The following is a 25,025-nucleotide window of genomic DNA, read 5'->3' as shown; positions in this document are numbered from 1 at the left end:
CCTCCGCAATTGGTCCTAGGCCGCCGGTCCCGCCTCGGCCAGTGCCTCCGCCAGCCTCCGCAGCCCCTCCGCGATCTCGTCCGGGGTCTGTGTGACGAAGCAGAGCCGCAGCGTGGCGCGGTCGGGCTCGCCGGCGTGGAAGGGGGCGCCGGGGACGTAGGCCACGTCGTGCCGGACCACCTCGGGGAGGAGGGCGGTGGTGTCGTACCGGTCGGGCAGCCGGGCCCACAGGAACATGCCGCCCTCGGGACGGGTCCACGCCGAACCCGCCGGGAGCGCGTCCGGGAGGCCCGCGAGCATGGCGTCCCGGCGTGCCCCGTAGGCGGCGGCGACCCGGGCGACGTGGGCGTCCAGGTCCCGGTCGGCCAGGTAGCGGGCGGCGGCGAGCTGGTTGACGGTCGGGGTGTGCAGGTCGGCGGCCTGCTTGGCGACCGTGCAGGCCCGGCGCAGCTCGGCGGGCGCCCGCAGCCAGCCCAGGCGCAGGCCCGGTGCCATGACCTTGGAGAAGGACCCCAGCAGCACGGTCCGGTCCCGGGCGCCCGGGTAGGAGGCGATCCACGGCACCCGCTCGCCCTCGAAGCGCAGCTCGCCGTAGGGGTCGTCCTCGACGATCCACAGCCCGCACCGTCCGGCGACCTCGGCGACGGCGGCGCGGCGGGCGGCCGGCAGGGTGCGGCCGGTGGGGTTGGAGAAGGTGGGGACCGTGTAGAGCAGCTTGGGGCGCTCGCGCACCACCAGCTCCTCCAGCGCGCCGGGGTCGATTCCGTCCTCGTCCCCGGGCACGGCCACCACCCGGGCGCCCGCGAAGCCGAAGGCCTGGAGCGCGGCCAGGTAGCAGGGGCGCTCCACGAGGACGGTGTCGCCGGGTTCGAGCAGGGCGGTGGCGAGCAGTGACAGGGCCTGCTGGGAGCCGGTGGTGACGAGGAGGTCGTCGGCGTCGGTGGCCAGTCCGCGGGCCGAGGTGCGGGCGGCGAGCGCGGCCCGCAGGGTGGGCTCTCCCTCGGTGGTGGAGTACTGCAGGGCCCGTGCGGGCGTCTCGGCGAGCACGTCCCGGTACGCGGCGGCGATGCCGTCGGCGTCGAACAGCTCGGGGGCCGGCAGCCCGCCCGCGAAGTTGATCACCTCGGGGCGGGCGGTGACGGCGAGGATGTCCCGTACGGGCGAACCTCCGGTCGACCGGGCCCGCGCGGCCAGCGGCGGCAGCGGAGCGGGGACGGCGGCGGGAGCGGCGGACGCGTTGTCGGTCACGGTCATGCGCGCAGCGTAGAGAAGTACGTGCCGTCTACAGGCGACTTTCCGCGATCCGGACACCCGTACGACCGGCGGCCCCGGTCCGGCGCGGTCGCCGGTCACCAGCCGGTCGCCGGTCGCCGGTCGCCGGTCGCCGGAGCGTCAGGCCTTGGTGCCCAGACCGCCGTACACGTTGATGTCGGCGTCCGTGACGTCGTTGATGTCCTTGTACCTGACCTTCTCGATGTCGTCGAGCGCGGCGAGGTAGGACTCCTCCGGCTGGTCCGGCACCGGCGCCGCGTGGTCCGGCCGCCAGTGGTGCACCGGCACGACCCCGGGGTCGGCGAGCTTCAGCCCGCTCTCCGTGAAGAACCGCTCGACGTCGTCCCGGGAGCGCAGCACGAAGGTGAAACCCCGCTCGGTGTACGTCCGCTGCACCGCGCGCACGTTCTCCGGGTTGAGGTCGTCGGTGAGGTGGCTGAGCACGAGCCGGCTGCCGGCGGGCAGCGCGTCGACCAGTGCACGGACGATCGGGTAGGCCTGGGCGTCCTCGACGAAGTGCAGGATGGCGACCAGGCAGAGCGCCACCGGCCGGTCGAAGTCGATGACCTCGGCGGCCTGTTCGAGGATCCGCGCAGGCTGCTTCAGGTCGGCGTCGATGTAGTCCGTACGCCCCTCGGGACCGCTGGTGAGCAGGGCCCGGGCGTGGGCGAGCACGACGGGGTCGTTGTCGACGTACACGACGCGCGACTCGGGGGCGATGCGCTGGGCGATCTGGTGCACGTTCTCGGCGGTCGGCAGCCCGGTGCCGATGTCGAGGAACTGCCGGATGCCGTCCTCGCGGGCCAGCGTGGTCACCGCGCGCCGCAGGAAGTCGCGGTTGTGCCGCACGTCGAGGTAGCCGCGCGGGTTGGCGGCGAGTCCGGCGGCCGCCGCGTCCAGGTCGGCGGGGTAGTGGTCCTTGCCGCCGAGGAAGACGTCGTAGACCCGCGCCGGGTGCGCCTTGCTGCTGTCGATCCTCCTGCGCAGCTCCGCGGGGTCCTGGCTGAGGGCGTCACCGGACATGGGCGTACCGCCTTTCGGATGTCGCCTGACGAAGCGAACCGGTGTGATGCTCAACAACCTATCGCCCGGCCGGACTTGCCGATGCCCCGACGCCCCCGGAGCCGGGCGCTCCGGGCCCCCTCAACCGCCCTCGACCAGCTCCCAGGCACTGCTGCCGAGGGGGTACGCGTAGTAGGAGTCGTCCCGGGATGCGCTCGTGCGGAACGGCTTGCCGTTGTCGTCGATGCGCGTGGTGCCGTGCCGGCCGCCGCTGGACCACTCCAGTTCCAGCTCCCAGCTGACGTCGTGGCCGCTGGTGTGCGCGCTGACCTGGAAGACCTCGGGATCGGACTCGCTGACGCTGTACGGGAAGTCCCGCTGGCCCCCGATCGGCGTCGCGGTCGGGGTACCGAGGTCCAGCGAGACGTCGAAGGCCGTGGTGTGCACCTGGCCGCCGCAGCCGTTGCCCATCACGTACTGGTTCCAGTCCAGCGCGGGACCAGTGCTCTTGACCCGTACGTGCAGGTCCTCCAGGACCACCGTCTGCGGGCCGGTGCCCTGCACGGTGAGGACGACCGTCTGCCGGTTCGCGGAGACCGCGCGCAGGGGGGTGGCCCAGCCGACGGCGTCCTGCTGGGGCGGGGGCTTGGGGACGTTCTTCGGGCTGCGGTCGACCAGGAAGGCGTGGTCGCAGGGCACGTCCCAGTAGTACGGGGTGGTCGACACGGTGAGCGGGGGACCCTGTGCCGGTGCCTTGCCGCCCGGGGTGGCGCCGACCCGGCGCGACGGTGCCGTGGAGGGGGACCCCGACGGGGACGCGGAGACGGACGGTGACGACGCGGGGGACGAGGAGGTGCTCGCGCTCGGGGAGCCCGACCGGGTCGCCGGTCCGGACGCCTCCGCGTGCACGGAGGTCTGCGCGACGGCCCCGGCGGGACCGTGCCGGCCGTCGTCGCCCGGGTCCCCCACGAGGCTAGCCACGAGCGCCACGGCGGCGCTCACGGCCACGACGCCGGACGCCGCGTAGAGCGCGGCGCGCGGGACCCGTCGGCGGGGCGGGCCGGGCACGCCGAGGGCGGGCGGGTCCTCCGGTGCGCGCCGGGACGTCCGCCCGGGCGAGGTCTCCGGCGCGGGCGCGACGGCCGGGGCCGAGGGGACCGGCGGGGTCGGCGAGGTCGGCGGGACGGCACCACCCGGGGCCGGCCCCGGCGCGTCCCGCGCGCCGTCGGCGTCCTCGGCGCTCTCGGTCTCCCCCTTCTTCACGCCGCGCAGCGCGTCCGCGCGGATCCAGCGGCGGTGGAGTTCGAGCAGCTCCTCGGGCGTCGCCCGGCACACGCGGGCGAGGCGTTCGACGGGGGCGAACTCGACCGGCACGACCTCCCCGCTGACGTACCGGTGCAGGGTCGAGCCGCTCATGTGCAGCCGCTTGCCGAGTACCCCGTAACTGAGTCCGGACCGCTCCTTCAACTCCCGAAGCAGCCCCGCGAAGTCGTCCCCCGCCACCGTTCCTCCCTCTTCCCGTGTCCCCGTACCGCATCCCAGAAGGACGTTGTTCCCGCAGGTCAGAGCGTTCCCGACGTCCCACCGTCCCGCATGTTCCCGCGCCGCTGGCGGCCGGGACGGTCAGGGCCGCACGCTGTGGTCATCCAAGCAGCCGCTCCCGGTCGACGGTCGAGCGGCTCGACCAACTCTCGCATTCCCAGGGGGAACTGCCATGTCCGCACGCCGCATCACCCGTACCCGCCTGTTCGCCGCCACCACGGTCGCGCTGGCCGCGCTCTCCCTGACGGCCTGCGAGGGCGACGAGCTCACGGGCTCCCCGGCACCCGAGTCCTCCACCTCCGCGTCGGCGAACGGGAGCGACGCCCGGCCGGCCGGCAACGCGAAGGACGACACCGCGAACCCGGGGGACGCCGAGGACACGGGGAACACCGGGAGCACCGGGACGACCGGCGGCGCGGGCTCGGCCGGATCCGCCGGAAAGGACAACGCACCGGGCGCGGGGTCCGGCTCCGGTTCGCACTCCGGCACCGGCGACGCCTCCGACGACTCCGACGCGGACCTCCCCGGCGAGTGCTCCGCGTCGGACGTGCGGATCACCGCGGCGAACGCCCCCCGCCCGGTCAACCACCTGCTGCTGACCGCCACCAACACCGGCTCGAAGACGTGCGCGCTGCCGCAGTACCCGGCGGCGCGGTTCGGCGAGGCCCAGTCGGTGCCGCCGGTCGCGGAGTCCAGCAAGCCGCAGTCGCTGACGACGCTGGCCCCCGGCGAGTCCGGCTACGCGGGCGTGCGCCTGTCGTCCGGCGACGGCAGCGGCGAGAACGGCTACGAGACGACCACCCTCACCGTCCCGTTCGAGGACGGCTCCATCGCCAGGGTCAAGCTGCCCGCCGGCGGCGTGTACGTCGACACCGCGCTGACCGTCACCTACTGGCAGACCGAGGCGTCGAACGCGCTCGAGTACTGAAGGGGTCAGCGCACCCGCACCCCTTGCGTCGGGGGCCGGCACCGGTCGCTCAGCGCAGCGTGCGCGCGACCTCGGTCGCCCAGTACGTCAGGATGTTGCGCGCGCCCGCCCGCTTGATCCCGGTGAGGCTCTCCAGGATGGCCCGGTCGCGGTCGATCCAGCCCTTCTCGGCGGCGGCCTCGATCATCGAGTACTCACCGGAGATCTGGTACGCGGCCACGGGCACGTCCGAGGCCTCGGCGACCTTGGCGAGGATGTCGAGGTAGGGCCCGGCCGGCTTGACCATCACCATGTCGGCCCCCTCCTCCAGGTCCAGCGCCAGCTCCCGCAGCGACTCCCGCGCGTTGGCGGCGTCCTGCTGGTAGGTCTTGCGGTCCCCCTTGAGCGAGGAGCCGACGGCCTCGCGGAAGGGCCCGTAGAAGGCGGAGGCGTACTTGGCGGTGTACGCGAGGATCGCGACGTCCTCCCGTCCGATCTGGTCGAGGGCGTCGCGGATGACGCCGATCTGCCCGTCCATCATCCCGCTGGGACCGACGACATGGGCACCCGCGTCGGCCTGGACCTGCGCCATCTCGGCGTACCGCTCAAGGGTGGCGTCGTTGTCGACGCGCCCCTGGTCGTCGAGGACCCCGCAGTGCCCGTGGTCGGTGAACTCGTCGAGACAGAGGTCGGACATGACGAGCAGCTCGTCCCCCACCTCGGCCCGCACGTCGCGCAGCGCGACCTGGAGGATCCCGTCCGGGTCGGTCCCGGCCGTCCCGGCGGCGTCCTTCTTCCCGTCCTCCGGCACTCCGAAGAGCATGATCCCGGAGACCCCCGCCTCGACCGCCTCCGCGGCCGCCTTCTTCAGCGTGTCCCGCGTGTGCTGCACGACCCCGGGCATCGCCGCGATCGGCACCGGCTCGCTCACGCCCTCGCGGACGAAGGCGGGCAGGATGAAGTCGGCGGGGTGCAGCCGGGTCTCGGCGACCATCCGACGCATCACGGGGGTGGTCCTCAGCCGTCGGGGCCGGGTGCCGGGAAAGGATCCGTACGTCGTCATACCACCTACGCTACGCCCGCCCCGCCCGTGCCTTTGCCGACGGAGAGTCGGCCCGCGCGGCCTCCGGGCGACGCTTGACCTCAACCAAACTTCAGCCTCTACGGTCGACGCCATGGACTACTCGCACAGCGACCCCGAACTCGTCCGCCAGCCCGTCGGTTACTGGGCCTGGGCCGCCTACAAGGCCGTCGTCACCCGCACCCGGGCGGCCCTCGCCGAACTCGGCACGACCCAGCCCCAGTGGTGGGTCCTCGCCCAGGTGGCCCGCGCGGGCGCCCCGAAGACCCGCGCCGAGGTCTCCGGCCTCCTGCGGAACTACCTCGACACGGGTCCGGAGACGATGGAGGCGGAGATCGACGCGACGATCACGGCGGGCTGGGTCGTCGAGGCCCCCGACGACCGTCTCTCCCTGACCCCGGAGGGCCGCACGTTCTTCGAGAAGGCCGCCGCCCTCCAGGACGACCTGAGGGCGGAACGCCACGCGGGGATCTCCGACGAGGAGTACCTGACCACCATGAAGGTGCTCCAGCGCGTCATCCACAACACGGGCGGCCGCGCCCATCACCACTGAGACGTGACCACTGAGACGTGTCCGGTTTCTTCAAGCGGACGGCGACGGCGGCCCGCTACCGTCACCGGCATGAACAGCACCGGCAGGGAATCACGCCACCTCGGCGTCCGCATCGACCGCACGGCCGCCGACGTCTACGCCTTCGCCTCGGACCCGGCCAACCTGCCGGCGTGGGCCCACGGCCTCGGCGGCACCGTCGAGCAGACCGCCGACGGCGAATGGGTCGCGGACTCCTCCCCCCTGGGCCGGGTCAAGGTCACCTTCGCACCGCGCAACGACCTGGGTGTACTCGACCACTACGTCACGCTGCCCTCGGGCGAAACCGTCCACAACCCCGTCCGGGTGATCGCCGACGCCTCGGGATGCGAGGTGGTCTTCACCCTCCGCCGGCAACCCGGGACGACCGACGCCGACTTCGAACGCGACGCCGGTACGGTCACCGCCGACCTGTCCCGGCTCAAGGAGCTGCTGGAGTCCGACTGAGGCGGACACCGCAACCGGAACCTGCCCGCCGACCCGCACGACGCGCGCGCCCCGGCCCCCTCGGGAGCCACGGCCGTCCGGGATCCCGGGAGGAATCAACCGTGCCCTCAGTCGCCGGTGGTGCCGTCGAGCATCTCGCGCAGGATGTCCAGGTGGCCGTTGTGGCGGGCCGTCTCCTCCGTGAGGTGGAGCAGGATCCAGCGCAGGTCGACGTGGACGCCGTTCCTGACGGGCCGCCGGGCCCGCTCGTCCAGGCCGGTCCGGGCGACCAGCTCGCGGTGCCGGGCGCTGTGTTCGGCGTACTCGTCGAGCAGTCGCGCGAGCGGGAAGTCGACGGCGATCCGCATCTCCCGGTCGGGGTCCTCGTCGGTCCAGGGACCCTCGTCCTCCTCGCCGAGGAAGACCACGCGGAACCAGTGGTACTCGACCCAGCGGAGGTGGTTGATCAGTCCGCTCATGGTCATCAGCGGTGATCCGGGCAGGATCGCCTTGCGCGCGTTCTCCTCGGAGACGCCGTCGCACTTGGCGCGCGCGGTGTCCCGCGCGTAGTCGAGGAACCGGGTGAGCTGGGTGCGTTCGTCCCAGGCGGGCGGAGTGTCGTCGATTCTGGTCATCGCGCGAAGCGTCCCCGATCGCCGCGCCCGTGTCGAGGCGTTTTCCATCGGCTAAGGCCCGCCCGTGTCGAGGCGTTTTCCCACCGGCCCGGGCCCGCCCGCGTCGCCCCGCCCCTCACCCGGCGCCAGGGGCCGTACGGCGACGGGGCGCCCCGTTGCCGGAGCGCCCCGTTCCACCTCAGGTCGAGGACCGCCGTCTCCGCGACCCCGGCCGCCGTTCGCTGGGCCGGGTCACCGGGTCCCCGGCCTCCAGGGCCGCCGCGCGGCGGCGCAGGCCGAAGTCGGCCAGGGCCTCCGCCAGCTTGAGGACGGACGGCTCGGGAGCCATCACGTCGACGCGCAGCCCGTGTTCCTCGGCCGTCTTGGCCGTGGCCGGACCGATGCACGCGATCACCGTGACGTTGTGCGGCTTGCCCGCGATGCCGACCAGGTTGCGGACCGTGGACGACGACGTGAAGAGCACCGCGTCGAAGCCGCCGCCCTTGATCGCCTCCCGGGTCGTGGCCGGCGGCGGCGAGGCGCGCACCGTGCGGTAGGCGGTGACGTCGTCGACCTCCCAGCCCAGTTCGATCAGACCGGCGACCAGGGTCTCCGTGGCGATGTCGGCACGGGGCAGGAAGACACGGTCGATCGGGTCGAAGACCGGGTCGTACGGCGGCCAGTCCTCCAGGAGCCCGGCGGCCGACTGCTCGCCGCTCGGCACCAGGTCCGGCTTCACGCCGAAGGCGATCAGCGCGTTCGCCGTCTGCTCGCCCACCGCCGCGACCTTGATGCCGGCGAAGGCACGGGCGTCGAGACCGTACTCCTCGAACTTCTCCCGGACCGCCTTCACCGCGTTGACCGACGTGAACGCGATCCACTCGTAGCGGCCCGTCACCAGGCCCTTGACCGCGCGCTCCATCTGCTGCGGGGTGCGGGGCGGCTCCACCGCGATGGTCGGGACCTCGTGCGGCACCGCGCCGTAGGACCTGAGCTGGTCGGAGAGCGACGCCGCCTGTTCCTTCGTGCGCGGGACGAGGACCTTCCAGCCGAACAGCGGCTTGGACTCGAACCACGACAGCTGGTCGCGCCGGGCGGGGGCGCTGCGCTCGCCGACCACGGCTATCACCGGGCGGCCGCCGTCCGGGGAGGGCAGCACCTTCGCCTGCTTCAGGGTCTGCGCGACCGTGCCGAGCGTCGCCGTCCAGGTCCGCTGCCGCGTCGTCGTACCGGCGATCGTCACCGTCAGCGGGGTGTCCGGCTTGCGTCCCGCCGACACCAGCTCACCCGCGGCCGCCGCCACCGAGTCCAGCGTCGTCGACACGACCACCGTCCCGTCGGAGGCGCCCACCTCGGTCCAGCAGCGGTCCGACGCCGTGCGGGCGTCCACGAACCGCACGTCGGTGCCTTCCGCGTCGCGCAGCGGCACACCGGCGTACGCGGGTACGCCGACGGCGTTCGCGACGCCGGGGACGACCTCGAAGGGCACCCCGGCCGCGGCGCACGCCAGCATCTCCTCGGCGGCGTACGTGTCGAGCCCGGGGTCACCGGTCACCGCACGCACGACCCGCCTGCCGCCCCGCGCGGCCTCCATGACAAGATGTGCGGCATCCCGCACGGCGGGGACACCGACGGCCGTTGACGCACCGTCAACTACCGTCAGCTGGGGCGTGCCTGTGCCCGGTTCCGACGGATCGGCATCCGTGTGCACTTCCGACACGCCCTGCCGCGCATGCGTCCGCACGACGTCGAGCACCTCGTGCTCGGCGACCAGGACGTCCGCGTGGGCCAGCGCCTCCACGGCGCGCAGAGTCAGCAGTCCCGGATCTCCGGGTCCGGCACCGAGGAAGGTGACGTGCCCGTGTTCCGGACCGGCGGGAAAGGCGGTGGGGCTCAATGTGCTCGCTCCCCCATCAGACCGGCCGCGCCCTGGGCGAGCATCTCGGTGGCGAGTTCGCGACCGAGTGCCAGCGCCGCTTCGTGCGTCCGGGGCACGGGACCGGTGGTGGACAGCTGCACCAGCGTCGAGCCGTCGGTCGTGCCGACGACGCCGCGCAGGCGCATTTCCTTGACAGTCTGCCCGTCGGCCAGGAGGTCGGCCAAGGCGCCCACGGGGGCGCTGCAGCCGGCCTCCAGGGCGGCGAGCAGTGACCGCTCGGCCGTTACGGCGGCCCGCGTGAACGGGTCGTCGAGCTCGGCGAGCGCGGCGATCAGGGCAGCGTCTTGGGCGGTGTGCCCCGCCCTGCACTCGATCGCCAGTGCCCCCTGGCCGGGGGCGGGCAGAACCGTGTCGACCGACAGGAAGTCGGTCACCTCGTCGATGCGTCCGACCCGGTTGAGCCCGGCGGCGGCCAGCACGACCGCGTCCAGCTCACCGCTGCGGACGTATCCGATGCGCGTGTCGACGTTGCCCCGGATCGGGACCGTCTCGATCTCCATGCCGTGGGTGCGGGCGTACGCGTTGAGCTGCGCCATGCGGCGCGGCGCCCCCGTGCCGATGCGCGCACCGCGCGGCAGGTCGGTCAGCTTGCGCGCGTCCCGGGCGACGACCACGTCCCGCGGGTCCTCGCGCTCCGGGATCGCGGCCACGACCAGGCCCTCGTGCTGCGCGGTGGGGAGGTCCTTGAGCGAGTGAACCGCGAAGTCCACCTCTCCCCGCAGCAGCGCGTCGCGCAGCGCGGCGACGAACACGCCCGTGCCGCCGATCTGCGCCAGGTGCTCGCGCGACGTGTCGCCGTACGTGGTGATCTCGACCAGCTCAACGGGCCGACCGGTCACCTGGCTCACGGCGTCCGCCACCTGCCCGGACTGGGCCATGGCGAGCTTGCTGCGCCTGGTCCCCAGCCTCAGTGCCTTCTCAGTCATGCCGGCCCTCGGTTCTTCTCAGTGGTGCTGTTCCCGGCGCGGGAGACGGAGGCCACCGTCTCCTGGTCGAGGTCGAACAGGGTGCGCAGCGCGTCCGCGTACCCGGCGCCGCCGGGTTCGGCGGCGAGCTGCTTGACCCGCACCGTCGGCGCGTGCAGCAGCTTGTCCACCACACGCCTGACGGTCTGGGTGATCTCGGCGCGGTGCTTGTCGTCGAGCCCCGGCAGCCGCCCTTCCAGCCGGGCGATCTCGCCGGCCACGACGTCGGCGGCCATGCTGCGCAGCGCGACCACGGTGGGCGTGATGTGCGCGGCACGCTGGGCGGCGCCGAACGCGGTGACCTCGTCGGCGACGATCCGGCGGACCATGTCCACGTCGGCGGCCATCGGGGCGTCGGCGGAGGCGTCCGCGAGCGACTCGATGTCGACCAGGCGCACCCCGGCCAGCCGGTGCACGGCGGCGTCGACGTCACGCGGCATCGCGAGGTCGAGCAGGAAGAGCACGGGCTCGGGACGCGGCGCCTCGGCGACCGGCTCCGGGCGGCGGCGCTCGGGGATGCGGCCGGTGCGCGTCGCCGTCGCGGCGAGCGCCCCGATCAGTTCGGCGTCCGCCTCCGGTCCGGTCCGGCCCGTCTCGCGCGGCCGGTCCACCGCCGTGCCGCCCGCGGCCCACGCCCCGTGCTGCTCCAGCGTCGCGGCGTCCATGCCGGCCACGGCGGCCTCGCCCATGACGGAGAAGCCGGACGGCACGGAGGACAGGTCCAAGGGGCAGTTCTCGTCGCCGGCGGTGACGGCACCCGCGGTCGGCAGTGGCGTTCCGGCGTTCTGCCGGTCCTCCCGCACACCGGCCGCGGGCGCGTCGGCCGCGGCGACGGGCGCGCCGGTGCGGCCCTCCACCGAGGCCACCACCGCGTCGGCCGTGAGCACGAGTCCGGTCGCGCCGGTGCAGGAGACGGCCACGTCGGCACGTGTCAGCTCGCCCGGCACCGAGTCCATCGGTACCGCGCGGGCCAGCACGTCCGTGTCGTCGCCCTCGGAGAGGATCCGGGCCAGGCGCTCGGCGCGCTCGAAGGTGCGGTTGGCGACCACGATCTCGGCGACCCCGGCACGCGCCAGCGTCGCGGCGGCCAGCGAGGACATCGAACCGGCGCCGATCACCAGGGCCTTCTTGCCCCGCGCCCACTGCTGGACGTCGGCTCCGGCGGACAGCTGCTCCAGGCCGAAGGTGACCAGGGACTGTCCGGCGCGGTCGATGCCGGTCTCGGAGTGGGCGCGCTTGCCGACCCGCAGCGCCTGCTGGAAGAGGTCGTTGAGGAGCCGCCCGGCGGTGTGCAGGTCCTGGGCGCGGGCCAGGGAGTCCTTTATCTGGCCGAGGATCTGCCCCTCGCCGACCACCATCGAGTCGAGTCCGCAGGCCACCGAGAACAGGTGGTGGACGGCCCGGTCCTCGTAGTGCACGTAGAGATGAGGGGTGAGCTCCTCCAGGCCGACCCCGCTGTGCTGGGCGAGCAGCGTGGACAGCTCGGCGACACCGGCGTGGAACTTGTCCACGTCGGCGTACAGCTCGATGCGGTTGCAGGTGGCCAGGAGGGCGGCCTCGGCGGCAGGTTCGGCGGCGACCGTGTCCTGGAGCAGCTTGAGCTGCGCGTCCGCGTTCAGCGAGGCCCGCTCCAGCACGCTGACGGGGGCGCTGCGGTGGCTCAGTCCGACGACGAGGAGGCTCATGCCGGCATCACGGCGGGTACGTCCCCGTCGGGTCCCTGGTCGGCGGACGGCTGCCGCTTGCGCGCGGCGACGGGCGGCACGGCACCGGCGTCGGCCGCGGCCTCCTCGCCGGCCTTGCGCTGCTCGTGGAAGGCGAGGATCTGGAGCTCGATGGAGAGGTCGACCTTGCGCACGTCGACACCCTCGGGGACGTTCAGCACGGTCGGCGCGAAGTTCAGGATGGAGGTGACACCGGCGGCCACGAGGCGGTCGCAGACCTGCTGGGCGGCACCGGCGGGGGTCGCGATCACACCGATCGATACACCGTCGTCCTGGATGATCTTCTCCAGCTCGTCGGTGTGCTGCACCGGGATGCCGGCGACGGGCTTTCCGGCCATCGCCGGATCGGCGTCGATGAGCGCGGCGACCCGGAAGCCGCGGGAGGCGAAGCCGCCGTAGTTGGCGAGCGCGGCGCCGAGGTTGCCGATACCGACGATCACGACCGGCCAGTCCTGGGTCAGCCCCAGCTCGCGGGAGATCTGGTAGACGAGATACTCGACGTCGTAGCCGACGCCCCGCGTTCCGTAGGAGCCGAGGTAGGAGAAGTCCTTGCGCAGCTTCGCGGAGTTGACCCCCGCGGCGGCCGCCAGCTCCTCGGAGGAGACCGTGGGCACCGAGCGCTCGGAGAGCGCGGTCAGCGCGCGGAGGTACAGCGGAAGCCTGGCGACGGTGGCCTCGGGAATTCCTCGGCTGCGGGTCGCCGGTCGGTGTGTTCGGCCAGTTGCCACGGTGCTCCTGCGGGTAGAGCGGGGCTGTAGGCGGTCATACGTCCCTACATGACCGCCCCGTCGAATGCAGGCTATGTCTTTGTGAACGCGTGCACAAAGATGGTGTCCGATTTGCCCGGCCAACGTGACCGGGGTCACGCGCCCCCGGCGCACCGAACGGGAACCGGCGCACACACGCCCTCGTCCCTCACTCATCGGGGGCAAAGCCGTACACGCTCCTCACGATCAACGCCCCCGAGACCTGGTCACCATCGATCCTAAGCGACCATACGGACTACTTGTACTGATCGGTCAGTGCCTTGCGCAGCCGTTCCTCGTTCACACGCCAGAAGGTGTGCTGCCGGCCGTCGACCAGCACGACCGGAATCTGCTCCCAGTACTGGTCGTGGAGCCGGGGGTCCTCGGTGATGTCCTTTCCCTCCCAGGGAACGCCGAGTTCGGCGCAGACCTTCTCGACGACGAGCTGTGCGTCATCACACAGATGACAGCCGGGTTTGCGGATGAGGGTGACGAGATGGTTCTCGGAGTGCTCAGGGGACTCGGGCTGCGCGGGCCCGCGGCGGAAGAGGGGACTCATGCCGGCCATTCTCGCGCGCACGGCAGGCTGCCGGGAGTGAGGCCGTTCCACGGCACCGCCACCCGGAGTTCACGGTCTGCGAACCTCTCGGCTCCGAAGCGCCCGAACAGACTGGCTATGCTCACGGACATGGCCGCTCTTCGATGGCTCACCCCCCGTAGGCGCTCCGCCACGGCGCGGAGCGTGTTGGCAGGCGAGGCCTCGGCGGAAGCGGCGCGCAAGTCCGCGGAAGCCGCCGGGACCCTGGAGACCACGCCCGACTCCGGCGTCGCGGAACCCGAGTTCCCGGTACACGGCGACGAGAGCGCGGCCGCCTTCTTCGACCTCGACAACACCGTCATGCAGGGCGCCGCGATCTTCCACTTCGGCCGGGGGCTGTACAAGAGGAAGTTCTTCGAGACCCGCGACCTGGCCCGCTTCGCCTGGCAGCAGGCGTGGTTCCGGCTGGCCGGGTTCGAGGACCCGGAGCACATGCAGGACGCGCGCGACTCCGCGCTCTCGATCGTCAAGGGCCACCGCGTCTCCGAGCTGAGGTCGATCGGCGAGGAGATCTACGACGAGTACATGGCCGAGCGGATCTGGCCCGGCACCCGCGCCCTCGCCCAGGCCCACCTGGACGCCGGGCAGAAGGTCTGGCTGGTCACCGCGGCCCCGGTGGAGATCGCCCAGGTGATCGCCCGCCGCCTGGGCCTGACCGGCGCGCTCGGCACCGTGGCCGAGTCGATCGGCGGCGTCTACACGGGCAAGCTGGTCGGCGAACCGCTGCACGGCCCGGCGAAGGCCGAGGCGGTCCGGGCGCTGGCCGCCGCCGAGGCACTGGACCTGTCCCGCTGCGCCGCCTACAGCGACTCGCACAACGACATCCCGATGCTGTCGCTGGTCGGCCACCCCTACGCGATCAACCCGGACTCCAAGCTGCGCAAGCACGCCCGCGAGCTGGAGTGGCGGCTGCGCGACTACCGCACCGGCCGCAAGGCGGCCAGGGTCGGCATCCCCGCGGCGGCGGGCGTCGGCGCGGTGGCGGGCGGCACCGCCGCGGCCATCGCGCTGCACCGCCGGCGCCGTTGACCCAATCGGGATGACGTACCCCCGGGACGTCCGCTCCAGTCCCCTCGGCCCGCTTTTCCTCACATCGACCACAACACGCTCTGTAGTCACACGGAATCCGAACCGTTTCGGTCAATTACTGATCACTCTGCGGCAGCCGACCGACCGTCAATCGGGCACAGAAGCGACGTAATCGATGATTTGAGCAACTGGGCGTAGCAGTGCCTGCACGAAGCGTTATTCTCCTCAGACGCAATCCGGTGCCCCACCTTCGCTACGACGGGTGAACGGTTCCGTACTGCACGTGATGGAAGCTCTGCCTCTGGGAGTCCCGTGTACCCACACGTCGGGGTTGACGCCTCGGGCCTGGCTACGCTGCGCGCAACGGTCAAATCAGCCCAAGACCTGTTGCGCGGCTTCGTCCCCACCGCGTATGCCGTCCCCGCCCTCGCCGCGGCCGCCGCGCCCGCCGGTCCGTGCTATGCACTGGCCGAAGGAAGCGCCGCCGTCGGCAGACGCGCGCGGTCGTCCTCGTCCGGGGCCGCCGCCACCACCCACCGCCGCCCCGCCGCGGACAGCGACAGCGCCCGCATGATGGAGCTGGTCGAGCGGGCCCAGGCCGGCGAGGCCGACGCCTTCGGCCGGCTCTACGACCAGTACAGCGACACCGTGTACCGCTACATCTACTACCGCGTGGGCGGCAAGGCCACCGCCGAGGACCTCACCAGCGAGACCTTTCTGCGGGCCCTGCGGCGCATCGGCACCTTCACCTGGCAGGGGCGGGACTTCGGCGCCTGGCTGGTGACCATCGCCCGCAACCTGGTCGCCGACCACTTCAAGTCCAGCCGCTTCCGGCTCGAGGTCACCACCGGCGAGATGCTCGACGCCAACGAGGTCGAGCGGTCCCCGGAGGACTCCGTTCTCGAGTCGCTCTCCAACGCCGCCCTGCTGGAGGCCGTACGGCGGCTCAACCCGCAGCAGCAGGAGTGCGTGACCCTGCGCTTCCTCCAGGGCCTCTCGGTCGCCGAGACCGCCCGTGTCATGGGCAAGAACGAGGGCGCCATCAAGACGCTCCAGTACCGGGCCGTGCGCACCCTCGCCCGGCTGCTCCCGGACGACGCCCGCTGAGGCGTTCACCCTTCGCAATTCCCAAATCACCATCGGTGAGAGTCTGTTGAGTCCGCGGTCCGATCATCCGCCGTCCGTAACCCAAGTGCCACGCCGCTCGTTGTGCGGGATGCAGGCTCCCTGTGGTCACCTCCTGGCCGACTCCGATCACCCGATCGGGGGGTTTCGATCAGGGCGTGCAACCCTCAGGACCCCCTGGGGAGTCGACCGTGATGACGAGAGGAGGTGCCGCCAGTGATCGCGAACGTATCGGCACACCGGCGGGCGAACGCCTTCGCCCAGGCCCTGGAGGAGCAGTCCGACCTCGGGGCGGCGGCCGAGCAGTCCGGAGGACCGGCACCCGCCGGGGCCACCGCGGAACCGACCGAGCAGGGTCACCTGGTGACCCTCGCCCATGGTCTGGAGACGCTGCCCCGGCCCGAGCTGGACCCCGAGGTCAAGGTCGTCCAGCGGGCCCAGCTCGTGGCCGCCTTCGAGGCCATGTTGCAGGAGGGCACCGCGAGCGGCGGGGCGGCGGCGGACACGTCGGTACCGGAGCAGCGCCGCGCGCGCGGCACCCATCGAGCGGCCCCGCTGAGCAGGTTCCGGCCCCGCTCCCGGCTGGCCAAGGGCCTCACCGCGGGCGGACTGAGCGTGAGCGTGGCCGCCGGTGCCTTCGGCGGAGTCGCCGCCGCCAGCTCGGACGCCCTGCCAGGTGACTCGCTCTACGGCCTCAAGCGCGGCATAGAGGACTTCCGCCTCGGCCTCGCCGACGGCAACGACGAGCGGGGCCGGGCCTACCTGGACCTCGCCTCGACCCGGCTCAACGAGGCACGCCGGCTGATGGAGCGCGGTCGCAGCGGCCCCCTCGACCACGAGTCCCTCGGCGAGATCCGGCGCGCCCTGTCCGGCATGCGGCACGACGCCTCCGAGGGCCACCGCCTGCTCAGCGCGGCGTACGCCCACGACCCCGGATCGCTCGCCCCCATGCAGGCCCTCTCCGCGTTCTCCCAGTCCCACCGGGAGACCTGGGGGGAGCTGCGCGAGCGGCTGCCCGTGCAGCTCGGGGACGTCAGTGAGCAGGTGTCGTCGGTGTTCGACGCCATAGACGACGATGTGGCCCCGCTGGAGTCCATGCTGCCGCGGTCACCGGCCCAGGACGACGAGGGCGGGGACGGCGGCCGGCCGAGCGGGTCCGGCTCGACGACCACCGACGCGCCCGGCTCCGGTCACTCCTCGCCCCCGCGCACCGGTGACGACGGCACGTCCGAGCGCGGACGCTCCCAGTCGCACCGGCCCAGCGAGTCCGCCGACTCCGGCGACGAGAGCGACGGTCTGCTCGGCGGCGACACCGGTGGTCTGCTCGACCCGCCGGAGGACGACAGCCGCACCGCCTCCCCGCCCGTCGGCGGCATCACCCCGCCCGCGAAGCCGGACGTCACCCTCCCGCCCCTCCTCCCGGGCCTGCTGCCCGGCCTGGGCATCGAGGCGGAGGACGCGGACTGAGCCGACGCGGTGCGCGTACGGCGGTGGGGTGCCCTTGGAGTCCAGGGACGCCCCACCGCCGTGCCGCCGTCACAGGGCGTCAGAAGAACACCGACCGCCGCTGCACCAGCAGTTTGTAGAGCGTGTGCTGAATCTGCTCTCTCACCTGGTCGGTCAGGTTGAACATCAGCACCGGGTCCTCGGCCGCCTCCGGCGCGTAGCCGTCCGTCGGGATCGGCTCACCGAACTGGATCGTCCACTTCGTCGGGAGCGGCACCGCGCCCAGCGGCCCCAGCCACGGAAAGGTCGGCGTGAGCGGGAAGTACGGGAAGCCCAGCAGCCGCGCCAGGGTCTTGGAGTTGCCGATCATCGGGTAGATCTCCTCCGCCCCGACGATCGAGCACGGGATGATCGGCGCTCCCTGCCGCAGGGCCGTGGACACGAAGCCGCCCCGCCCGAAGCGCTGGAGCTTGTAGCGCTCCCCGAACGGCTTCCCGATGCCCTTGAAGCCCTCCGGCATCACGCCGACCAGCTCGCCCTGGCGGAGCAGCCGTTCGGCGTCCTCCGCGCAGGCCAGGGTGTGCCCGAGCTTGCGCGCCAGTTCGTTGACCACCGGCAGCATGAACACCAGGTCCGCCGCCAGCAGCCGCAGGTGCCGGTCGGCCGGATGGTGGTCGTGCACGGCGACCTGCATCATCAGCCCGTCCAGCGGCAGCGTCCCCGAGTGGTTGGCGACGATCAGCGCGCCGCCGCGGGCCGGGATGTTCTCCACGCCCTTCACGTCGACCCGGAAGTACTTCTCGTACACCGGCCGCAGCAGGGACATCAGCACCTGGTCGGTCAGCTCGGCGTCGTAGCCGAAGTCGTCGACCTCGTAGTCCCCGGTGAGCCGGCGGCGCAGGAAGGACAGACCGCTCGCGACACGCCGCTCCAGGCCGCCGTCCCCGTCGCCGTCACCGCCCGCGGCCTGCCGCGGCCCGGGCGGCTCCTGCGGCGGCGGGCCGGGTTCCTGCGGGGCGGCTCCCCGCCGGGGCAGCGGCTGCACCTCGCCGGCCGGCGACGGCTCCGCCTTGCTCTTGCGCCGGCTCCCCCGCGACCGGTCGTCGTCGAACGGAATGACCTTGGCGTCCGCCATCGTTGATGCGCTCCTCAGTTGGCGCTCTGCGTCGGGAGGTGACCGCTGCCGGGCAGGGACAGCTCCGCGATCCGGTCGACGGCCCCCGCGAGGGCCTCGGGCGGCAGCAGCCCGGCTCCACGGCCGCGTGCGAAGTCCGCGAACGCCTCGGCCGTCGAGTGCCTGGGCTCGAACCCCAGCGTCTCGCGCATCTGCGTGGTGTCCACCACCCGGCCGTGGGTGAGCAGCCGGATCTGCTCGGGGGAGAAGTCCGTCATCCCCAGCGTACGCACGAGCGAACCCGCCCAGGTGACCGCCGGCAGCAGCAACGGCACCGTGGGGCGGCCCAGGCGCCGCGAGCACTGGGAGAGCAGCAGCACACCGTCCCCGGCGATGTTGAAGGTTCCGCTGTTCAGCGTGGACCGCCGGGGCTCGTGCGAGCAGACCCGCAGCACCTCGATCACGTCGTCCTCGTGCACGAACTGCAACCGCGGGTCGTAGCCGAACACCGTCGGCAGCACCGGCAGTCCGAAGTACGAGGCGAGCGGCGTCTCCGCGGCCGGCCCGAGGATGTTGGCGAACCGCAGCACGGTCACCGACACGTCGGGGCGGCGGCGCGCGAAGCCCCGCACGTATCCCTCGACCTCGACCGCGTCCTTGGCGAAGCCGCCGCTGGGCAGGGACTTGGGCGTGGTCGTCTCGGTGCAGACGGCCGGGTCGCGCGGCGCGGACCCGTAGACGTTCGTGCTGGACTTCACCACCAGCCGCTGCACCGTCGGCGACTTCTGGCAGGCGCCGAGCAGCTGCATCGTGCCGATGACGTTGGTCTCCTTCACCGACGTGCGGCTGCCGCTGCCCAGCGGCGTCCCCGTCACGTCCAGGTGCACGACCGTGTCCGCCCGCGTCTCGGCGAGCACCCGCCCGATGGCCGACTGCCGGATGTCCGCCTGGACGAAGTCGGCGCCGCCCAGATGGTGCTCCGGCGCGACGGCGTCCACACCGACGACCCGCTCCACGTCGGGGTCACGCTGGATCCGCCGGACGAACCGGCCGCCCAGCTGCCGGGCCACCCCGGTCACGAGCACGACCTTGCCCAAGATCAGCGCCTTCCTTCCGCCTGCTCCACAGCCTGCCGCGTTCCCCGTCTGCGGGCCAACTTAGCCGGTGGGTGTTGCACCGTGATGACCGCCGGACGCGGCACGTGACGAAAAATGACAGGCGTACGACTGTGGCCCCCCACCGGATGCGGTGGGGGGCCACAGACCACGCTGACGGCGCAGCGTCGCTTACTTCTTGTTGCGACGCTGAACGCGCGTGCGCTTCAGCAGCTTGCGGTGCTTCTTCTTGGCCATCCGCTTGCGCCGCTTCTTGATAACAGAGCCCACGACTACCCTCGCTCACTTCTCATCACTCGGTTGGTGAGCGCCATGGGCCCACACGACCTACGAGGGGCCAGCCTACCGGTCCGAGCGCTGAGGTCGTAATCGAGGTCCGTCAGGCCGTTTCCACCCCCACGTAGCTCTCGCGGAGGTACTCGTGAACCGCTTGCTCCGGGACGCGGAACGACCGTCCCACCCGGATCGCGGGCAGATGACCGCTGTGCACCAGCCGGTACACGGTCATCTTGGACACGCGCATCACCGAGGCGACCTCCGCCACGGTAAGGAACTGAACCTCGTTCAGAGGCCTTTCGTCAGCTGCAGCCATGACACACCTGAACCTTCCGCACTCGACGGCCACCGGCTTCCCCTTCCGGTGACTCTTCGTCGTTGCGTGCTCACTCCCCAATGTAGGGGCGGGTGATGCGAGTGGGGAAGAGGTGCACCCATCACTTCCCTACCGTGACAGACACGCCCGATTGAGTACGTAGCGGGTGAGCGGTCTGTAGTACGCGGACCGCACTGCGTCATCAACCGGAACGACGACGGACACGAGCCCCTCGGCCTCCCCCACGAACAGCGCCGGATCGTCCGTATCGGCCGGACCGATGGCCTCGAACCCCAGCTGACCTGCCCCGCAGACCCACCCGTGGTCCCCGATCACCATCTCGGGCAGCGGTCCGCCCCCCTCGGCCGCGGCAGCCAGCGCCGTACGAACCGGCAACGGAGAATGTGCGTGTGCGCCCGGCTCACCACCGGCGCGCCCGGCCCCGGCCTCCCGCACCAGCGCGACTCCGCGGACGTAGTCGAGACGGTACGTGCGTAGGCCGAACCGGGTCGTTATGTCGACAGAGCGACCCTGCGCCGGGGTGAGAACAGCACATCCCGCCGCCGACAGCGCCTCGGCCAAGGCGACGTAGAAACCGAGCAGTCGATGCGGGTGCCCGGTGCCGAGCAGCACCGGAGCACGCCGCCCGGCCACCGCCGCGAGCCGGCCCGCGAAGGCGTCCAGTGCCGCGAGGGTCCGGTCGGGGTCGATCACGTCCTGGCCGGAGGTGTCGCGAGGATCGGCCGAAACACCGCACCTCCGCGCCATCAGTCCCAGCAGCTCCCGCTGCCCCCACTCGCCGTCCGGATCGATCCCGAGGAGCACCCGGGGGTCCCGCGCGGCGAACAGACGGTAACTCCGAAGGCTCGCCTCCCGGGAGGTCGCCACCACGCCGGCCAGCCGGACATCGAGAAGATGAGCCCGAAGAGCTCCACGGGTCAGCACCCGACCGATGCTGCCGGGTCCCGCACCGGAACGGAGAGAAACAAAGAAACCTACGCACAGTCGGCGTAACCGCGAATCCGCGTAACCACCCAACCGCTCTGCCGCCCAACCGCTCTGCCGCTCTGCCACTGCGGGCAGCCTCCACATGCCGCCCACCGCCGCTGCGGGCAGTCGTGCCGCTGGGGGCGGCACGGGTGGGCGCTGGGGGTACCTCCCAGGCCGTTCACGCACTGGGGGACCCGCCGTCACGGCAACAACCCCCGCAACGGAAACACCGCCCGCCGAGCCGCCCGCACCGCCTGATCCACCCGATCCGCAGGGTCGTACCCCGCCTCCCACGAGGCCCAGGACACCGGCCACCGCCCGTCGGTCATCCGCATCGGTCCCAGCTGCCGCGTCCGCGCGTACACCTCCTGCCGCCACCCCTCCGGGATCACCGTCTCCGGCTCCACCGGCCGTCCCGCCGCGATTCCCACCAGATGCGCCCACGACCGCGGCACCACGTCCACCACGGCGTATCCGCCGCCCCCGAGCGCGACCCACCGCCCCCCGGCGTACTCGTGCGCCAGTTCGTGACACGCCACCTGCACCGCCCGCTGCGCGTCCAGCGACACCGCCAGATGCGCCAGCGGATCCTCGAAGTGCGTGTCGGCGCCGTGCTGCGTCACCAGCACCTGCGGCCGGAAGTCCGCGAGCACCTCCGGCACCACCGCGTGGAACGCCCGCAGCCACCCCGCGTCCCCGGTCCCCGCCGGCAGCGCGACGTTCACCGCCGAACCCTCCGCGCTGTCGGAGCCCGTCTCCTCCGGCCACCCGGTCTGCGGGAACAGGGTGGCCGGATGCTCATGCAGCGACACCGTCAGCACCCGCGGGTCCTCCCAGAACGCCGCCTGCACCCCGTCCCCGTGGTGCACGTCCACATCCACGTACGCGACCCGCTCAGCGCCCAGCTCCAGCAGCCGCGCGATCGCCAGGGCCGCGTCGTTGTACACGCAGAACCCGGACGCCGCGCCCGGCATCGCGTGGTGCAGCCCGCCCGCGAAGTTCACCGCGTGCAGCGCGTCCCCGCGCCACACCGCCTCCGCCGCCCCGACCGACTGCCCGGCGATCAGCGCGGACACCTCGTGCATCCTCGCGAAGGCCGGGTCGTCGGCCGTTCCGAGCCCGTACGACCCGTCGGCCGCACCGGGGTCGGCCGACACCGCCTTCACCGCGTCGATGTAGTCCTGCCGGTGCACGAGCCGCAGCGTCGACTCCCCGGCCGGCCGCGCCGCGACGACCTCCGCCTCCCGGTCGAGCCCGAGGGCGCCGACCAGGCTGCGCGTCAGGGCGAGCCGGACCGGGTCCATCGGATGCTCAGGACCGAAGTCATAGCCCGTTACTGCCTCGTCCCACATCAGCTGTGCGCGGCCGCTCATGCCCGACACCGTATCGGTCCGGCCGATCCCCGAACGACCTGGCGTACACGACCGTCACCAGCACCAACACCATCGGCACGAGCATCGCCCCCCGATAGCTCCAGACGTCGCCGAGCGCACCCACCAACGGCGAACCGATCAGAAAGCCCACGTAGTTGAACACGTTGAGCCGGGCCACGGCCGCGTCGGAGGCCCCCGGACGACCGTCCCGCTCCGCCGCCAGCCGCCCCGCCGCCGCGAACGTCTGCGGCACCAGCACGCACAGCCCGAACCCCAGCAGCGTGAACCCGAGCATCCCCGTCCAGGCCCCCGGCGCCGACGCCACCACGGCGAACCCGCCCGCCGCGACCACCGCTCCGCCGCGCACCACCGCCACGGCCCCGAACCGCCGCACCCCGAAGTCCCCGACGGCCCGCCCCACCAGCGTGGTCACCATGTAGACGTTGTACGGCACGGTGGCCAGCTGCTCCGAACTCCCCAGCACGTCCTGGAGGTACTTCGCGCTCCAGTTGGAGACGGTCGAGTCCCCGATGTACGCGAACGTCATCACCAGACACAGCGGCAACAGCACCTTGAACCCCACACCGGCACCGCCGCCGGCACCGGCCGCGTCCCTGCCCGCGTCCTCCACCGCGCCCCCGCCGCCCCCGCCGTCCCGGTCGACGTACCACCGGCTCCCCACCAGCGCGGCCGGCAACAGCACGACCACCACCGGCAGGTACGACACCCACAGCGCCAGGTCCCAGTGCGCCCCGGCCCAGGCCAGCGAGGCCCCCAGGATCCCGCCGAGGCTGTACGTCGCGTGGAACCCGAGCATGATGCTGCGCCCGTACGCCCGTTGCAGGCTCACCCCGAGCATGTTCATCGAGGCGTCCAACGCCCCCACGGCCAGCCCGAAGACGGCCAGTGCCACGGCCAGCTCCGCCACCCGGTCCCCCGCCCCGACACCCAGCAGCGCCAGCAGCACCACCGGCTGGGACCAGCGCAGCAGACGGCTCGGCCGCACCCTGCGGACCAGACGCTCGCTCACCACGCTCCCGACGCCGGCCAGGATCGGCACGGCGGCGAGGAAGACGGGCAGCAGCGCGTCGGAGACGCCGTAACGGTCCTGGATGGCGGGGATGCGCGTCACCAGCAGCGCGAAGGCGACCCCCTGGGCGAAGAAACCGAACGCGAGCGAGGCCCTACCGCGCCGCAGCACATCAGTCATGGCGGCGAGCGTAGGGCCCCGGCTTACCCGTGGGTAGATCCAGCCAAAGGTGAATTCTTCTCAGCTTCCCCGGTCGGTGCTTTGGCAAGGTCGCTCGCGGAGGCGCGGGCCGAGGCCACCGCCGCTTCGATCATGTGGGCCATGGGCCCCGCGCCCAGCGCACCACTGACCACGAACGCGAGGACCATCGTGACGATCATGACCACGGTCCCGAGCCAGACCATCGTGTCGACCGGGAACGTGTAGACCCCCACCACCCGCAGCGCGCACTCGCCGACGAAGGCGATCCCCCACACCGCGGTGAAGCGCAGCTCCGCCCGCCGGAACCCGGGCGACTGCCGCCGCAGCCTCGCCCACGCCGCCTCCCGCCCCTCGTCCCCCTTCACCAGCCACGGCTTGAGCGTCGCCGTCATCATCGGACGCCCCAGCACCACCGACCCCACCATCGCGAACCCGACCAGGCTGCCGACCGCGCTGTCCTTGACCAGCATCAGCCGAGCGTCCCCGGTGCCGAAGCTGAGGAGCAGCCCCACCAGGTTGGCCAGCAGGATCAGCAGCGGAAGCACGTTGACCTCCCGCTGCCTGAACACCCCCCACCCGGTCCGCAGCACGGGCCCCACGCTGCTCCAGCCCAGCGCCGCGACCGCACTCATCCCGAACACGCTCTTGAGCACGTAGTACGACCCGACGGGCACTCCCACGTCCAGGAGCAGCGACACGAAGGTACGAGACTTACGAGGCTTGGTCATGCACACAGCTTCGCGTCCGCACGGGGTCCCGCAGTAGAAACAACCGTCCGGTACCGCGCATGACAAATGTCAGGCGTCAGTCGCGCAGCAGGTCGGCCAGCTCCCCCATGTCCGCGAAGAGCCGGGTGGCTCCCGAGAGTTTCGCGGCCGGTGTCATCGCGGTGAACCCGAACACGTCCATTTCGGCGGCGACGGCGGCCTGTACGCCCAGGGCACTGTCCTCGATCACGACGCACCGCTCCGGCGCCACACCCATCCGGTCGGCAGCGTGCAGGAACAGATCCGGCGCCGGCTTGCCCCGCCCCACGTCCTGGGAACTGAAGATCCGCTCGTCGTCGAACCACCGGGTGAGCCCCGCCTTGCGATGCCCCACCCGGATCCGTTCATGGCTCCCGGAGGAGGCCACGCAGTACGCCACCCCGTCCGCGTCCAGCTTCTCCAGCACGTCGACGACTCCGTGCACGGGCTCCAGCTCACGCTCGAAGGCGGCGAACACCCGCTCGTGGAAGACGTCGTCGAAGTCGTCCGGCAACCGCCGCCCCGTCCGCTCCAGGACGAGGTCGTGCACGCGGTGCATCGCGCCACCCATGTAGTCCCTGAGGGACTCCTCGTACGAGGTCGGGTGCCCCAGCTCGGTCAGGTAGCCGGCGAGCAGCCGATTGGAAATCGGCTCACTGTCGACGAGAACACCGTCGTTGTCGAATACAACCAGGTCGTAGCGCATACAAAGACCCTAAACGCAGAAAACCCCGCACCGTTCCCGGTGCGGGGTTTTCTCCAATGATTGTTCGGCGGCGTCCTACTCTCCCACAGGGTCCCCCCTGCAGTACCATCGGCGCTGTAAGGCTTAGCTTCCGGGTTCGAAATGTAACCGGGC

At 72.1% G+C, this 25,025-nt stretch carries 25 protein-coding genes and 1 rRNA gene; 6 read left to right on the top strand and 20 right to left on the bottom strand.

Translation table 11 applies throughout. The features are described from left to right. Positions 1 to 15: 15 nt before the first annotated feature. The 3 genes from ACIBCJ_RS25080 to ACIBCJ_RS25070 all read right to left on the bottom strand — a co-directional run bounded on the left by ACIBCJ_RS25080 (position 16) and on the right by ACIBCJ_RS25070 (position 3,777). Complete coding sequence (locus tag ACIBCJ_RS25080) at positions 16 to 1,254, bottom strand: PLP-dependent aminotransferase family protein (RefSeq protein WP_362103273.1); 1,239 nt, start codon at positions 1,252 to 1,254, stop codon at positions 16 to 18. Positions 1,255 to 1,392: 138 nt separating this feature from the next. Next, complete coding sequence (locus ACIBCJ_RS25075) at positions 1,393 to 2,295, bottom strand: SAM-dependent methyltransferase (protein WP_365980321.1); 903 nt, start codon at positions 2,293 to 2,295, stop codon at positions 1,393 to 1,395. A gap of 120 nt (positions 2,296 to 2,415) precedes the next feature. Then, on the bottom strand, positions 2,416 to 3,777 hold the full coding sequence (locus ACIBCJ_RS25070; RefSeq protein WP_365980319.1) for a helix-turn-helix transcriptional regulator: 1,362 nt from the start codon (positions 3,775 to 3,777) through the stop codon (positions 2,416 to 2,418). 211 nt (positions 3,778 to 3,988) lie between these two features. Between ACIBCJ_RS25070 and ACIBCJ_RS25065 the strand changes: the two genes are divergently transcribed. Continuing rightward, positions 3,989 to 4,744: a DUF4232 domain-containing protein gene (locus ACIBCJ_RS25065; protein WP_365980318.1), complete on the top strand. Its 756-nt coding sequence runs from the start codon at positions 3,989 to 3,991 to the stop codon at positions 4,742 to 4,744. A gap of 49 nt (positions 4,745 to 4,793) precedes the next feature. Here the strand turns inward: ACIBCJ_RS25065 and hemB are convergent, their stop codons facing one another. After that, on the bottom strand, positions 4,794 to 5,786 hold the full coding sequence (hemB, locus tag ACIBCJ_RS25060; protein ID WP_362507322.1) for a porphobilinogen synthase: 993 nt from the start codon (positions 5,784 to 5,786) through the stop codon (positions 4,794 to 4,796). A gap of 112 nt (positions 5,787 to 5,898) precedes the next feature. Between hemB and ACIBCJ_RS25055 the strand changes: the two genes are divergently transcribed. Continuing rightward, on the top strand, positions 5,899 to 6,357 hold the full coding sequence (locus ACIBCJ_RS25055) for a MarR family winged helix-turn-helix transcriptional regulator (protein ID WP_362507324.1): 459 nt from the start codon (positions 5,899 to 5,901) through the stop codon (positions 6,355 to 6,357). 69 nt (positions 6,358 to 6,426) lie between these two features. Then, entirely contained in the window at positions 6,427 to 6,840 is a 414-nt protein-coding gene (locus ACIBCJ_RS25050; protein WP_362103279.1) for an SRPBCC family protein, read from the top strand. A gap of 107 nt (positions 6,841 to 6,947) precedes the next feature. On the opposite strand, the gene ACIBCJ_RS25045 is transcribed toward ACIBCJ_RS25050, so the two are convergent. The 6 genes from ACIBCJ_RS25045 to ACIBCJ_RS25020 form a co-directional block, all read right to left on the bottom strand. Then, positions 6,948 to 7,454, bottom strand: coding sequence for a DinB family protein (locus ACIBCJ_RS25045; RefSeq protein ID WP_362103280.1), 507 nt, complete (start codon positions 7,452 to 7,454; stop codon positions 6,948 to 6,950). A gap of 178 nt (positions 7,455 to 7,632) precedes the next feature. Further along, a complete protein-coding gene (locus ACIBCJ_RS25040) occupies positions 7,633 to 9,330 on the bottom strand; it encodes a bifunctional uroporphyrinogen-III C-methyltransferase/uroporphyrinogen-III synthase (protein ID WP_362103281.1) in 1,698 nt (565 codons plus the stop codon). Next, the gene (hemC, locus tag ACIBCJ_RS25035; RefSeq protein ID WP_362103282.1) at positions 9,327 to 10,298 is read right to left on the bottom strand and encodes a hydroxymethylbilane synthase; all 972 of its coding nucleotides are present in this window, start codon (positions 10,296 to 10,298) and stop codon (positions 9,327 to 9,329) included. Before hemC ends, ACIBCJ_RS25040 begins: the two co-directional genes overlap by 4 nt. After that, positions 10,295 to 12,022, bottom strand: coding sequence for a glutamyl-tRNA reductase (locus ACIBCJ_RS25030; protein WP_365980316.1), 1,728 nt, complete (start codon positions 12,020 to 12,022; stop codon positions 10,295 to 10,297). The genes hemC and ACIBCJ_RS25030 overlap by 4 nt, the downstream gene beginning before the upstream one ends. After that, positions 12,019 to 12,789: a redox-sensing transcriptional repressor Rex gene (locus tag ACIBCJ_RS25025; protein WP_133887495.1), complete on the bottom strand. Its 771-nt coding sequence runs from the start codon at positions 12,787 to 12,789 to the stop codon at positions 12,019 to 12,021. Before ACIBCJ_RS25025 ends, ACIBCJ_RS25030 begins: the two co-directional genes overlap by 4 nt. 274 nt (positions 12,790 to 13,063) lie before the next feature. After that, a complete protein-coding gene (locus ACIBCJ_RS25020) occupies positions 13,064 to 13,366 on the bottom strand; it encodes a glutaredoxin family protein (protein WP_166661823.1) in 303 nt (100 codons plus the stop codon). Positions 13,367 to 13,495: 129 nt separating this feature from the next. Here ACIBCJ_RS25020 and ACIBCJ_RS25015 point away from each other — a divergent pair, with 129 nt between their 5' ends. The 3 genes from ACIBCJ_RS25015 to ACIBCJ_RS25005 all read left to right on the top strand — a co-directional run bounded on the left by ACIBCJ_RS25015 (position 13,496) and on the right by ACIBCJ_RS25005 (position 17,026). Next, a complete protein-coding gene (locus ACIBCJ_RS25015) occupies positions 13,496 to 14,434 on the top strand; it encodes an HAD-IB family hydrolase (protein WP_362103284.1) in 939 nt (312 codons plus the stop codon). A gap of 312 nt (positions 14,435 to 14,746) precedes the next feature. After that, complete coding sequence (locus ACIBCJ_RS25010) at positions 14,747 to 15,541, top strand: ECF subfamily RNA polymerase sigma factor, BldN family (RefSeq protein ID WP_059299812.1); 795 nt, start codon at positions 14,747 to 14,749, stop codon at positions 15,539 to 15,541. Positions 15,542 to 15,775: 234 nt separating this feature from the next. Next, positions 15,776 to 17,026 carry a DUF5667 domain-containing protein gene (locus ACIBCJ_RS25005; protein WP_362103285.1) on the top strand — a complete coding sequence of 417 codons (1,251 nt, stop codon included), beginning with the start codon at positions 15,776 to 15,778 and terminating at the stop codon, positions 17,024 to 17,026. Between the two features lie 79 nt (positions 17,027 to 17,105). Here ACIBCJ_RS25005 and ACIBCJ_RS25000 read toward each other — a convergent pair whose 3' ends face one another. The 10 genes from ACIBCJ_RS25000 to rrf form a co-directional block, all read right to left on the bottom strand. Further along, the gene (locus ACIBCJ_RS25000) at positions 17,106 to 18,140 is read right to left on the bottom strand and encodes a lysophospholipid acyltransferase family protein (RefSeq protein ID WP_365980314.1); all 1,035 of its coding nucleotides are present in this window, start codon (positions 18,138 to 18,140) and stop codon (positions 17,106 to 17,108) included. Positions 18,141 to 18,154: 14 nt separating this feature from the next. Then, positions 18,155 to 19,216: an NAD-dependent epimerase/dehydratase family protein gene (locus ACIBCJ_RS24995; protein WP_362103287.1), complete on the bottom strand. Its 1,062-nt coding sequence runs from the start codon at positions 19,214 to 19,216 to the stop codon at positions 18,155 to 18,157. Positions 19,217 to 19,405: 189 nt separating this feature from the next. Continuing rightward, a complete protein-coding gene (locus ACIBCJ_RS24990; protein WP_003948845.1) occupies positions 19,406 to 19,504 on the bottom strand; it encodes a 30S ribosomal protein bS22 in 99 nt (32 codons plus the stop codon). A gap of 109 nt (positions 19,505 to 19,613) precedes the next feature. Next, positions 19,614 to 19,826 carry a helix-turn-helix domain-containing protein gene (locus tag ACIBCJ_RS24985; protein ID WP_166661820.1) on the bottom strand — a complete coding sequence of 71 codons (213 nt, stop codon included), beginning with the start codon at positions 19,824 to 19,826 and terminating at the stop codon, positions 19,614 to 19,616. A gap of 129 nt (positions 19,827 to 19,955) precedes the next feature. Beyond that, the gene (locus tag ACIBCJ_RS24980; RefSeq protein ID WP_365980313.1) at positions 19,956 to 20,771 is read right to left on the bottom strand and encodes a phosphatase; all 816 of its coding nucleotides are present in this window, start codon (positions 20,769 to 20,771) and stop codon (positions 19,956 to 19,958) included. A 245-nt stretch (positions 20,772 to 21,016) separates the two neighbouring features. Then, positions 21,017 to 22,189 carry an acetoin utilization protein AcuC gene (locus ACIBCJ_RS24975; RefSeq protein ID WP_365980312.1) on the bottom strand — a complete coding sequence of 391 codons (1,173 nt, stop codon included), beginning with the start codon at positions 22,187 to 22,189 and terminating at the stop codon, positions 21,017 to 21,019. Then, a complete protein-coding gene (locus ACIBCJ_RS24970) occupies positions 22,140 to 23,399 on the bottom strand; it encodes an MFS transporter (RefSeq protein WP_365980311.1) in 1,260 nt (419 codons plus the stop codon). The genes ACIBCJ_RS24975 and ACIBCJ_RS24970 overlap by 50 nt, the downstream gene beginning before the upstream one ends. A 23-nt stretch (positions 23,400 to 23,422) precedes the next feature. Then, positions 23,423 to 24,148, bottom strand: coding sequence for a VC0807 family protein (locus ACIBCJ_RS24965; RefSeq protein ID WP_365980310.1), 726 nt, complete (start codon positions 24,146 to 24,148; stop codon positions 23,423 to 23,425). Positions 24,149 to 24,224: 76 nt separating this feature from the next. Further along, positions 24,225 to 24,872 (bottom strand): HAD family hydrolase, encoded by a 648-nt coding sequence (locus ACIBCJ_RS24960; RefSeq protein ID WP_362103292.1) that lies wholly within the window; start codon positions 24,870 to 24,872, stop codon positions 24,225 to 24,227. Between the two features lie 62 nt (positions 24,873 to 24,934). Beyond that, a 5S ribosomal RNA gene (gene rrf, locus ACIBCJ_RS24955) occupies positions 24,935 to 25,025 on the bottom strand; the annotation flags it as partial.

This window comes from Streptomyces sp. NPDC051136 (assembly GCF_044455745.1).
Lineage (GTDB): Bacteria > Actinomycetota > Actinomycetes > Streptomycetales > Streptomycetaceae > Streptomyces.
Note: the sequence above shows the minus strand (reverse complement) of the source record. Positions and strands in the feature narration are given on the sequence as shown.